The sequence below is a fragment of the Pseudomonas protegens genome (assembly GCF_003732485.1).
GTDB lineage: Bacteria > Pseudomonadota > Gammaproteobacteria > Pseudomonadales > Pseudomonadaceae > Aquipseudomonas > Aquipseudomonas protegens_B.
In genome coordinates this window covers 23,338-34,765 of record NZ_MOAK01000045.1, presented here as the reverse complement: position 1 = coordinate 34,765, position 11,428 = coordinate 23,338, and the positions used below count along the sequence as shown (strand labels likewise).

Below are 11,428 nucleotides of genomic sequence, written 5' to 3'. Positions count from 1 at the left end.
GAACCCGGTGCCGGCTCGGACATGGCGGCGATCCGCTCGCGGGCCGAACGGGTCGGCGACCACTATGTGCTCAACGGCCAGAAAACCTGGTCGACCCGGGCGGTCTGGGCCGACTGGGCGTTCGGGATCTTTCGCACCGACCCCGAATCCCGGCGCCACCACGGCCTGACGTTCATCCTGGTGCCCCTGGACAGCCCGGGGGTGACCGTGCGGCCGATCCGCCAGCTCAACGGCCTGCCGGGTTTTGCGGACATCTTCTTCGATGACGTCAAGGTGCCGCTGGAGAATGTCCTGGGCGGCGAGGGCCGGGGCTGGCACGTGGCGATGTCCACCGCCGGTTTCGAGCGCGGGCTGCTGCTGCGTTCGCCGGCGCGCTATCAGGAAAGCGCGCGCCGCCTGGTGCAGCTGTACCAGGCCAACCGCGCCAGCGCCGACCTCGACCCGAGTATTGGCGAGGCGGTGATGCGCGCCTGGCTCGATGCCGAGGCCTATACCCTGAACACCTACATGACCGCTTCGCAGTTGGTTCAGGGCGGCAAGATCGGCCCGGAATCGTCCACCAACAAGATCTTCTGGTCCGAGCTCGACCAACGCTTGCACGAGATTGCCATGAGCATTCTCGGCCAGCGCGGCGAGTTGCTGTCCGATGCTCCTGCGGCCGGCGACGTCGGCCAGTGGCTGGAGGGCTTCCTGTTCGCCCAGGCCGGTTCGATCTACGCCGGGACCAACGAGATCCAGCGCAACATCATTGCCGAACGCATGCTGGGCATGCCCCGGGCCTGAGGAGCAGACCATGGACTTCAGCTTTACTCCCGATCAATTGCTGTTCCAGGACAACCTGCGCAAGTTCCTGATCAACGAGGTGCCTCCGGAACGCTTGCGCGAGCTGTGGCAAAGCCCCAGCGGCCGTTGCGAGCGGCTCTGGGGCCAGTTGTCGGAACTGGGCCTGAACCTGCTGACGGTGCCCGAGCAATACGCTGGCATGGGCCTGCAAATGGTCGATGTGGTGCTGCTGGCCCAGGAGTGTGGTTATGCCGCCCTGGCCGAGCCCTGGGTGGACACGGCGCTGATCGGCGTGCCGCTGCTGGCGGCCCTCGACGAGGCCCGGGCACCTCTGAAGCAGCACTGGCTGACGCGTATCGCCGAGGGCGCCACGCGGTTGGCGGTGGCGCAGCCGGGACAGGTTCTGGTCAGCGATGCCCATGTCGCCGACCTGCTGTTACTGGCCCACGGTGATGAGGTGCATGCACTGGAACCGGCGGCGGTGCGTCTGGTTCGCAACGAATCGATGGACCCCAGCCGCCAGTTGTTCCAGGTCCACTGGACGCCCAGCGCTGCCACCTGCGTGGCCGACGCTACTCAAGGCCGGCAGCTCTGGGCCGAGGCCTTCAATCGCGGCGCTGTGGGGACGGCGGCGCAGTTGCTCGGCCTGGCCCGGCGCATGGTCGACCTGGCGGTGGACTACACCTTCGAGCGCAAGCAGTTCGGCCAGCCGGTGGGGTCGTTCCAGGCGGTCAAGCACCTGATGGCCAATGTCGCGGTGCAGGTCGAGTTCGCCAAGGGCCCGCTGTTTCGCGCGGCCTGGTCCCTGGATCAGGGTGGTCCCGGCCTGGACGCGCACGTCTCCCACGCCAAGCTGGCCTGTGCCGAGGCGGCCTTGCTGGCCGCGAAGAACGCGATCCAGGCCCATGGCGCCATGGGCTACACCTGGGAAGTCGATCTGCAACTGTTCATGAAGCGTGCCTGGGCCCTGGACAAAACCTGGGGCGACCGTTGCCTGCACAAGGCACGGGTGCGCCAGGCGCTGTTCGACCCGCAGGCGCCGCTTGGCGCCGGCCAGACCTTTGAATGTGGAGGCAGACATGCCTGAAGCCTATATCGTTGATGCCCTGCGCACCCCCACCGGGCGGCGCAAGGGCGGCCTGAGCCGGGTCCATGCCGCTGACCTGGGGGGCCATGTGCTGCGCGCTCTGGTGGCACGCAACGGCATCCCCGAAGTGGACTACGACGACGTGATCTTCGGTTGTGTCGACACCATCGGCCCCCTGGCCGGGGATATCGCCCGGACCAGCTGGCTGGCTGCCGGGCTGGCCGAGGAAGTGCCCGGCACCACCATCGACCGCCAGTGCGGTTCGTCCCAGCAAGCGGTGCATTTTGCCGCCCAGGCGGTGATGAGCGGTACCCAGGATGTGGTGATCGCCGGTGGTGTGCAGACCATGACCCAGATCCCCATCGCCTCGGCCATGAGCGCCGCCGAACCCTTGGGCTTCAGCGATCCGTTCAGCGGTTCCGAGGGCTGGGTGCGGCGCTACGGCCCGCAGCCGCCGACGCAGTTTCGCGCGGCGCAGATGATTGCCGAGAAGTGGGGCCTGTCCCGGGTCGCGCTCGAGGAATACGCCCTGGAGTCCCATCGCCGGGCCTTGCAGGCGCAGGAACAGGGGCGCTTTGCTCGGGAGATCCTGCCCCTGGTCGGTGTCTCGCAGGACGAGACGCCGCGCCACACCAGCCTGGCGCAAATGGCCGAGCTGGAATTCCTGTTCGGTTGCGACCGGGTGACGGCGGCGGTATCCAGCCAGACCTGCGATGCCGCCAGCGCGCTGCTGATCGTCTCCGAAACCGCGCTCAAGCGTTATGGCCTGACCCCGCGCGCGCGTATCCATCATTTGAGCGTGCGCGCCGCCGACCCGATCTGGATGCTCACCGCGCCGATCCCCGCTACCGCTCATGCCCTGCGCCGCGCCGGCATGCGCCTGGAAGACATCGACCGGGTAGAGATCAACGAAGCCTTCGCATCGGTGGCCATGGCCTGGCTCAAGGAGACCGGCTACCCCCACGCCCGGACCAACGTCAATGGCGGTGCCATTGCCTTGGGTCATCCCCTGGGCGCCACCGGCACCCGGCTGATGTGCAGCCTGTTGCATGAGCTGGAGCGCAGTGGTGGGCGCTTTGGCCTGCAGACCATGTGCGAAGGCGGCGGCCAGGCCAACGTGACCATTATCGAACGTTTGTAGAACAGCAACCCGAGGACCCGCAAAGATGAATATCTGTGAAAACCGCGTTGTGATCATCACGGGGGCCGGCGCAGGCCTGGGCCGCTGCTATGCCCTGGCTTTTGCCGAGGCCGGCGCCCGGGTGCTGGTCAATGACATCAATCGCGCAGCGGCCGATGCGGTGGTAATGCAGATCACCGGCCAGGGCGGCAGCGCCGTGGCCAACAGCGACGACATCACCGACTACGAGGCGGCCGGCCGGATTGTCCGGCAAGCCCTGGAGTGCTTTGGTGACCTGCATGTGCTGGTGAACAACGCCGGAATTTGCCGCGACCGCATGTTCAGCAGCCTCAGCGAGGCCGACTGGGACCAGGTAGTGGCCGTACACCTCAAGGGCCATTTCTGCATCGCCAGCCACGCCGCGCGCTACTGGCGGGATCGGGCCAAGGCCGGGGTTGCGGTCAGCGGGCGGATCATCAACACCAGTTCCGGGGCCGGCCTGCAGGGCTCCGTCGGCCAGTCCAACTACGCCGCGGCCAAGGGCGGCATCGCCTCCCTGACCCTGGTCCAGGCCGCGGAGTTGCAGCGTTACGGGGTGACCGTGAATGCCCTGGCTCCGGCGGCGCGCACCGGCATGACCGAGCAGGTGTTCGCCGAAGTGATGAAAAAGCCCGAGGCGGGCTTCGATCACTTTGCTCCGGAAAATGTCGCCCCACTGGTGGTCTGGCTCGGTTCTGAAGCCTCGGCGCAGGTCAGCGGGCAGATGTTCGAGGTTGAAGGCGGCAAGCTCTCGCTGGCCGAGGGCTGGCGTTCGGGGCCGAGCCTGGATCGCCAGGCGCGCTGGGAGGTGACGCAGATTGGTGCGGCGGTGGCGCAACTGCTGGAGCAGCGGGCGCCGGCACAGAAGGTCTACGGTAGCTGAGGCCTTTCACCTGTTGAAATACGCTCGCGGCGTGGTGCCGGTCATGGCCTTGAAGAAGGCGATGAAGATGCTGTCACTGGCAAAGCCCAGGTCGAAGGCCGCGTAGCCGATGCTGCGGCCGGTGGCCAGCAACTCGATGGCGCGCATCAGCCGCCATTGCTGACGCCATTGCTGGTAACCCAGGCCGGTCTCGCGCTGGAAGATGCGGCCGATGGTGCGGCTGCTGGCGCCGACCCGGGTGGTCAGCACCTGCAGCTCCGGTGGCAGGCGCTGCAGGTCTTCCAGCAGCGGTTGCAGGCGCTTGTCCCGGGGCAGGGGCAGGGACAGCGGCTGGTGCAGTGCGGCGCCGATTTCCTCGAGGCACAGGCCCAGCAGGTGCGGGTAGCGGCCCTGGCTCCAGTCGCAATCGAACGCCGCCAGGGCCATGGGTTCCAGCACGGCGCGCAGCAAGGGACTGACATCGATCACCGCCACGTCCGCAGGCAAGCGCGGACTCAGTTCGGCACTGAAATACAAGGAGCGGTAATCCACGCTCTGTTGCATCTGCGCCCGGTGCTGCACCCCGCCGGGAATCCAGGCCGCCCGCGAGGGGGGCAGCAGGCACAGGCGGTCGGCGAGGGTGATCCGGGTGCAGCCCTGGCGGGTGTACAGCAGTTGCCCGCGACGGTGCCGGTGCAGGCCGGAATCATGATCGCCGAGGGTGGCGGCAATGCCGATTACCGGTGCGCTGAAGGGGTCCGGGTCGAAGCGTGCCTGGGGATCGAGCCATGCCATCTTTGTCCGACTTCCACTGTTTATTGGCCAGGTTGCGATAATACGCCAGTGTCGCCTGCCTAGAATCGCCGGCATGTTTTTTTTGCCGAGCGCCCACCTGATGAATCCCCGTTCCCTGTTGCCCCTGGCCATGGCCCTGCTGATGTTTCCGCAGATTGCCCAGACCCTCTTCAGCCCGGCCCTGACCGATATCGGTCGGGCCTTTGGCGTCCCGGCGCAGCAGGCGGCCCAGAGCCTGTCGGTGTTTATCCTCGGTTTCGCGCCGGGGGTGGTGCTCTGGGGACGCCTGAGCGATCGCTGGGGGCGGCGCCCGGCCTTGCTCGGCGGGCTGGCGCTGTATGCCCTGGCGCTGGTCCTGGAGTTGCAGGCCCGCAGCTTTGCCCAGCTGTTGCTGTGCCAGGGTCTGGCAGCCCTGGGCGTGGCTGCCGGTTCGGTGGTGACCCAGACCCTGCTGCGGGACCTGTTCCAGGGCCGCGAACTGATCCGGGTGTTCTCGCTGATGGGCATGGTGCTGGCGGCCAGTCCCGCTATCGGCCTGTTCGCGGGGGCGGCCCTGAGCCGCGCTTTTGGCTATCAGGGCGCGCTGACGGGGTTGCTGGTGCTGGCCCTGGCGTTGCTCGGCTGGTGCGCCCGGGCCTTGCCGGAAACCCGTCCGCCTGCGCAGCCTCTGGCGCCCCTGGCCGGCACCTTGTGGCAGATGCTGCGGGACCCCGCGATCTGGCGCTCGGCGCTGCTGGTGGCGGTGTTCAATCTGGCCTTGCTCAGCTATTACAGCCTCGGGCCCTTTGTGTTCCGTAGCCTGGGGCAGGGCGCGCAGTGGTTCGGTTACAGCGGCGCGTTGCTGGCCCTGGGCTCCGGCCTGGGTGCCTGGCTCAACCGCCGGCTGCTGGGCCGGGGCTGGTGCAGCGAGCGGCTACTGGTGTTGGCGGCCCTGGCGGTGTTGGCCGGAGGTGGCGGGGTCCTGGCCTTGCAGCACAGCCTGTGGCTGGTGCTGCCGATGCTCGGGGTGGTGCTGGGGTTTGGCCTGGCGATCCCGAACATTCTCGGCTCGGCCCTGGCGGCCTACAGCGACCGGCTGGGCAGCGCCGGGGCCTGGTTCGGCTTGTTCTATTACCTGCTGATCGGCGCCGGCCTGCTGCTGGTGGGTTGGGGGCAGGCCCTGGGGCCGAGCCTTTGCCTGTGCGGCGCGGCGGCCTTGTTGCTGTGCCTGGGGGCGCGCCGCCGCACATGAATCCCGGGTTTGCGACACGCGGTCGCCGCACCGCCTTTGAAGGGTCCATTGTTTGACCATGATCAAGCCGTTGCCCGGCGCATCCGCGCAGCCTGTTGGCAGATCTGTGCAACGGCGCAGCCCCTTCCCGGAAATGGAGATCGGCAACATGGCCAAGATGAAAGCCGCGGTATTCGTGGAAAAGAACCGCATCGTCCTGGAAGACAAGGACATCCCCGAAATCGGTCCGCTGGACGCTCTGGTGCGCATCACCACCACCACGATCTGCGGCACCGATGTGCACATCCTGCGGGGCGAATACCCGGTGGCCAAGGGCTTGACCATCGGCCACGAACCGGTGGGCGTGATCGAGCGCCTCGGCTCCCAGGTCCGCGGTTTCCATGAGGGCCAGCGAGTGATCGCCGGGGCCATTACCCCCAGCGGCCAGAGTTATGCCTGCCTCTGTGGCTGTGGCTCCCAGGATGGGCCCGACACCCGTCATGGCTTTCGCGCCACGGGCGGCTGGAAGTTCGGCAATACCATCGACGGCTGTCAGGCCGAGTACGTGCGGGTGCCGGACGCCCTGGCCAACCTGTGCCCGATTCCCGACGGTCTGAGTGACGAAGAAGTGCTGATGTGCCCGGACATTATGTCCACCGGTTTCTCCGGCGCCGAACGCGCCGAAGTCAACATCGGCGACAGCGTAGCGGTGTTCGCCCTGGGGCCCATCGGCCTGTGTGCGGTGGCCGGGGCCCGGCTCAAAGGCGCCACCACCATCATCGGCGTCGACACCGTGGCCGCGCGCATGAGCGTGGCGCGCGGGTTGGGAGCGACCCATGTGGTGGACTTCAAGCAGGGCGATGTGGTGAAGCAGATCATGGACCTCACCGACGGTCGCGGGGTCGATGTGTCGATCGAGGCCCTGGGCACCCAGGGCACCTTCGAGTCGGCGCTGCGGGTGCTGCGTCCGGGCGGCAAGCTGTCGAGCCTGGGGGTCTATTCCAGCGACCTGCGTATCCCGCTGGATGCCTACGCCGCCGGCCTCGGCGACCTGAGCATCCTCAGTACCCTGTGCCCCGGCGGCAAGGAGCGCATGCGCCGCTTGATGGAGGTGGTCGCCAGTGGCCAGGTGGACCTCAAGCCCCTGGTCACCCACCGCTTCAAGCTGGATGACATCGAAGCCGCCTACGAGCTGTTCGCCAGCCAGCGCGACGGGGTGATGAAGATTGCCGTGACGCCTTGATCCGAGCACCGGGTGGCCTTGATGCATATCAAGGCGCCCGGGGCCGTCTGCCTCGACACTCAGGCCCATCAACGTCCAAGGAGGTCAACCATGAGCCAGTACCAGCGTCTGTTGCTGATTGCCGATCCTCAGCAGCATCAGTCTCCCGCGGCGCGCCGCGCTGCCGCCCTGGCCAAGGCCAGCGGAGCGGCCTTGCATGCCCTGGTGTTCGTCGAACCACCGGCGCGCACCTACCTGTGGGAAGAGCACCTGGAAGAGAGTGAACGCCAGGCCTACCTGCAACGTCATGAGCGCTGGCTGCAGGTGGAAGCCGAGTGGATGCGCGAGCAGGGCGTGGAGGTCACCACCCAGGTGATCTGGAGCACCCAGGTGCTCAAGGACATGCTGGACTACATCAGCGAATTCCGGCCCGATCTGCTGATCAAGGATGTGACCCTGGAATCGGCCCTCAAGCGCGTTTTCGTCACCCCCCTGGATTGCCACCTGCTGCGTGAAGCCCCGGTGCCGGTGCATCTGGTCAACGACGCCCCGCACAAACTGCCCCGGCGCATTGTCGCCGCCGTCGACCCGGCCCAGTCCGACACCCAGATCAGCGGCCTCAACGGCCTGATCATCCAGACCGCCAACGCCCTGGCCCTGCAATGCGATGCGCAGTTGCACCTGCTGTATGCCTACGACCTGATGCCGATGCTCGATGGCGTCGCGCCGGTGGCGTCCACCGCCTGGAGCGTCAACTGCCTGGACGAGTTGCGCGAATCCCTGCACAAGGAATTCGAGCGCCTGGGCGATGAACACAACGTGCCCCAGGAATTTCGCCACTTCATCATGGGGCCGCCGGTGCCGGGCATCGCCCAGTTCGTCGACGAGTACCTGGTGGACGTGGTGGTCATGGGCACCGTGCACCGCACCGGCTTCGGCCGCTTGATCGGCAGTACCACCGAACGCGCCCTGTACTCGATGCCGGGTAGCATCCTGGCGGTGAAGGCGCTGAGCCCGAACTGAAATCCCCGCCTGACCCCGCCAGCGGCGAGCCTCAGCCCGGCTCGTCGCGCTGGCTGCCCGGCAGGTACGGCAGCAGCCGCGCGGTCTCCTTGCGCACCACCGCGTAACACTCGCAGCTGTGCTGTTCCAGGCGTGGCCGGTCGAGAACGTTGATGCGCCCCCGGCTGTACTCGATGATGCCCTGGCGCTGCAGTTTGCCGGCGGCCTCGGTGACGCCCTCACGGCGCACCCCGAGCATGTTGGCGATCAACTCCTGGGTCATCACCAGTTGGTTGCCCGGCAGGCGATCCAGGGACAGCAGCAGCCAGCGGCACAGTTGCTGGTCGATGGAGTGGTGCCGGTTGCACACCGCGGTCTGGGCCATCTGGGTGATCAGCGACTGGGTGTAGCGCAGCATCAGCAGGAGCATCTCGCCGTGGCGGTTGAATTCGTCCTTGAGCCGCTGACCGGGCAGGCGCAAGGCATGCCCGGCGCTTTGCACGATGGCCCGGCTGGTGGTGCTCTCGCCGCCCATCACCAGGGACACGCCCACCAGCCCTTCGTTGCCCACCACGGCGATTTCCGCCGAGGCGCCGTTCTCCATCAGGTACAGCAGCGACACCACCGCGTCCGTGGGGAAATACACGTGACGCGGAATATCCCCGGACTCGTAGAGCACCTGGCCCAGGGCCAGGGGCACCGGCTTGAGGTCGGGCAGCAGGCGCTCCTGCACCTGGGCCGGCAGTGCGTTGAGCAAGTGATTGGGCCCGAGCCCAAGGTTGTCGAACATCTCAGAACCACCGGATGGCAAGGCGTCAGCGCTCACTCAGGGTAGTCCAGGGCGTTGCCCGGTGTCTGTCATGGTGCCGACTCGGTGATGGCCGCTGTCGGGGAATGCCCGGTCTGCGGCGGTGGTACGTTGACAGGCCAGGTGAGCAACACCCGGCGCGTGGTGCCGTCGTCCATCAGCGGGATGGCCAGCCCCGTCAGGGGGCGGCCGTCCAGGCTCAGGCTGAGGTTGGCGCCTGGGGTCTGCTGTACCTCGATGTGGTAGACCGTCGCGCCAAACCGGTAGTCCATGCTGTAGCCGGGCCATTGGGCCGGGATCACCGGTTCGATGTACAGGCGGTCGCCTTCGCGCCGCAGCCCCAGCAACGATTCGACGATCAGCCGGTACATCCAGCCCGCCGAGCCGGTGTACCAGCTCCAGCCGCCGCGCCCGGTGTGGGGCGCCACGCCATAGACGTCGGCGGCCATCACATAGGGCTCGACCCGGTAGGTGGCCACCTGCTCGGTGCTGCGTCGGCTCGCCGGGTTGATCATGTGCAGCAGTTCCCAGGCTCGGGCGCTGTCGCCCAGGCGGGCGAAGGCCATGCTGGCCCAGATCGCCGCATGGGTGTACTGGCCGCCGTTCTCCCGCACCCCGGGCACATAGCCCTTGATATAGCCCGGGTCCAGGGGGCTGTGGGCGAACGGTGGATCGAGCAGCAGCACTACGCCGCTGTCGCGGCGCACCAGATACCGGTCCAGGGAGTCCATGGCCTGGTGCTGGCGGGCGTCACTGGCGGCAGCGGAGAGCACCGACCAGCTCTGGGCGATGGAGTCGATGCGGCATTCCTGGTTGTCGGCGGAGCCCAGGATCTGGCCGTCGTCGAACCAGGCGCGGCGATACCACTGTCCGTCCCAGGCCTGGCTGTCGAGGGCGGCGCGCAAGGCCAGGGCCTGCTCGCGACAGGCTCGGGCGAAGGCCGGATCGTCGTGCTGTTCGGCGGTGACGGCGAACCGCTGCAGCACCTCATGGCTGAAGAACCCCAGCCATACGCTTTCCCCCAGGCCCCGCTCGCCGACCCGGTTCATGCCGTCATTCCAGTCCCCGGTGCCCATCAGCGGCAAGCCGTGGACGCCGCGTCGGCTGCCGTGCTCGATGGCCCGTTGGCAGTGGCGATAGAGGCTTTCCCGCAGCCCGCTGGCCTGGGGCAGGTCGTAGTAGGACTCTTCCCCGGGATTGAGCAGGCGACCTTCCAGGTACCCCACTTCAACCTCCAGCACACTGCGGTCGCCGGTGATCTGCACGTAGCGGCTGGTGGCCAGGGGCAGCCAGAGGAAGTCGTCGGAGCAGCCGGTGCGCACCCCGCGATTCTGTGGCGGATGCCACCAGTGCTGGACGTCGCCCTCGGGGTACTGGTGGGCGGCGCAGAGCAGCAGGTGCTCGCGGGCCAGGGCCGGCTCGGCGTGGATCATTGCCATGCTGTCCTGCAACTGGTCGCGAAAACCGATGGCGCCACCGGACTGGTAGAAACCGCTGCGGGCCCAGAAGCGGCAGGCGATGGTCTGGTACATCAGCCAGCCGTTGGCCATGACATCGATGGCCGGGTCCGGGGTACGCACTTGCAGCGTGCCCAGGCTGTGCTGCCAGTGCTGGTGCACGGCGGCCAGTTCGCTCTGCGCCATCTGCGTGCCGCGGTATTGCAGGACCCGTCGGGTTGCGGCCTTGGCGTCCACCTCGGCCCCCAGGCGGAACAGCACTTCCTGGCTCTGGCCGTCCGCCAGTTCCACCGCGACCTGCATCGCCGCACAGGGATCGAAACCGGCGCCGGAACGCCCGGACAGACGCCCGCGGGTCAGCGCGGCGGGCGCCGCGAGGCTGCCGTTGCGGCCAATGAATTCACTGCGGTCGCCGGTGAAACTGCGCACCGCGGAGTCGCTGTCGAGAAACGCCACATGCCCGGAAAACTCCATGTTGTAGGGGTTGCGGGCGAACAGGGCGCCACTCACCGGATCGCTTTCAGTGACCACATGCATGGCCGAGCGGCCGCGCAATTCCCCCAGCACCCATTCCACGTAGCTGGTGACCGTCAGGCGCCGTGGCCGGCCGCTGCGGTTGCGGATCTTCAACCGCGAGAACTTGATCGGCGCCTGCAGCGCCACATAGATCGTCAGCTCGCTGTGGATGCCGTTCTCCTCATGTTCGAACACGCTGTAGCCGAAGCCATGGCGGGTGCGATAGCTGCCGTTGCCGGGGCAGGGCTGGGGAGTGGGCGACCAGACCTGACCGCTGTCTTCGTCGCGCAGGTACAGGGCTTCGCCGCTGGGGTCGCTGACCGGGTCGTCGTGCCACGGGCTGAGACGGTATTCGTGGGCGTTTTCGCGCCAGCTGTAGGCACCGCCGCTTTCCGAGATCACCGTGCCGAACAGCGGGTTGGCGAGCACGTTGGCCCAGGGCGCCGGGGTCGGTTGCCCGGGGTTGAGGGTGATCAGGTATTCGCGGCCGTCGCTGCTGAAGCCGCCGTAGGGCGTTTGCAGAATCA

Annotated in this window: 10 protein-coding genes; 7 read left to right on the top strand and 3 right to left on the bottom strand. The window is 67.4% G+C overall.

Features of this window, described 5'->3' with window-relative positions:
- From BLX41_RS11080 to BLX41_RS11065, 4 genes are all read left to right on the top strand, one after another.
- The coding region (locus BLX41_RS11080; RefSeq protein ID WP_259744687.1) for an acyl-CoA dehydrogenase family protein at positions 1–783 on the top strand (783 nt) is incomplete at its 5' end.
- A gap of 10 nt (positions 784–793) precedes the next feature.
- Positions 794–1,870, top strand: coding sequence for an acyl-CoA dehydrogenase family protein (locus BLX41_RS11075; RefSeq protein ID WP_123724907.1), 1,077 nt, complete (start codon positions 794–796; stop codon positions 1,868–1,870).
- Entirely contained in the window at positions 1,863–3,011 is a 1,149-nt protein-coding gene (locus BLX41_RS11070; protein WP_123724906.1) for an acetyl-CoA C-acetyltransferase, read from the top strand. The genes BLX41_RS11075 and BLX41_RS11070 overlap by 8 nt, the downstream gene beginning before the upstream one ends.
- A 25-nt stretch (positions 3,012–3,036) precedes the next feature.
- Positions 3,037–3,912, top strand: a complete 876-nt coding sequence (locus BLX41_RS11065) for an SDR family oxidoreductase (protein ID WP_123724905.1) — start codon at positions 3,037–3,039, stop codon at positions 3,910–3,912.
- A gap of 6 nt (positions 3,913–3,918) precedes the next feature.
- Here the strand turns inward: BLX41_RS11065 and BLX41_RS11060 are convergent, their stop codons facing one another.
- Complete coding sequence (locus BLX41_RS11060) at positions 3,919–4,686, bottom strand: AraC family transcriptional regulator (protein WP_123724904.1); 768 nt, start codon at positions 4,684–4,686, stop codon at positions 3,919–3,921.
- A 100-nt stretch (positions 4,687–4,786) separates the two neighbouring features.
- Here BLX41_RS11060 and BLX41_RS11055 point away from each other — a divergent pair, with 100 nt between their 5' ends.
- From BLX41_RS11055 to BLX41_RS11045, 3 genes are all read left to right on the top strand, one after another.
- Positions 4,787–5,917 carry an MFS transporter gene (locus tag BLX41_RS11055; RefSeq protein WP_123724996.1) on the top strand — a complete coding sequence of 377 codons (1,131 nt, stop codon included), beginning with the start codon at positions 4,787–4,789 and terminating at the stop codon, positions 5,915–5,917.
- A 148-nt stretch (positions 5,918–6,065) separates the two neighbouring features.
- Positions 6,066–7,139, top strand: a complete 1,074-nt coding sequence (locus tag BLX41_RS11050; protein ID WP_047288084.1) for an NAD(P)-dependent alcohol dehydrogenase — start codon at positions 6,066–6,068, stop codon at positions 7,137–7,139.
- Positions 7,140–7,229: 90 nt separating this feature from the next.
- Positions 7,230–8,141 carry a universal stress protein gene (locus BLX41_RS11045; protein ID WP_123724903.1) on the top strand — a complete coding sequence of 304 codons (912 nt, stop codon included), beginning with the start codon at positions 7,230–7,232 and terminating at the stop codon, positions 8,139–8,141.
- Positions 8,142–8,172: 31 nt separating this feature from the next.
- On the opposite strand, the gene BLX41_RS11040 is transcribed toward BLX41_RS11045, so the two are convergent.
- Complete coding sequence (locus BLX41_RS11040; protein WP_123724902.1) at positions 8,173–8,910, bottom strand: Crp/Fnr family transcriptional regulator; 738 nt, start codon at positions 8,908–8,910, stop codon at positions 8,173–8,175.
- A gap of 68 nt (positions 8,911–8,978) precedes the next feature.
- A partial coding sequence (locus BLX41_RS35065) for a glycoside hydrolase family 94 protein (RefSeq protein WP_404942762.1) occupies positions 8,979–11,428 on the bottom strand: 2,450 nt, incomplete at its 5' end.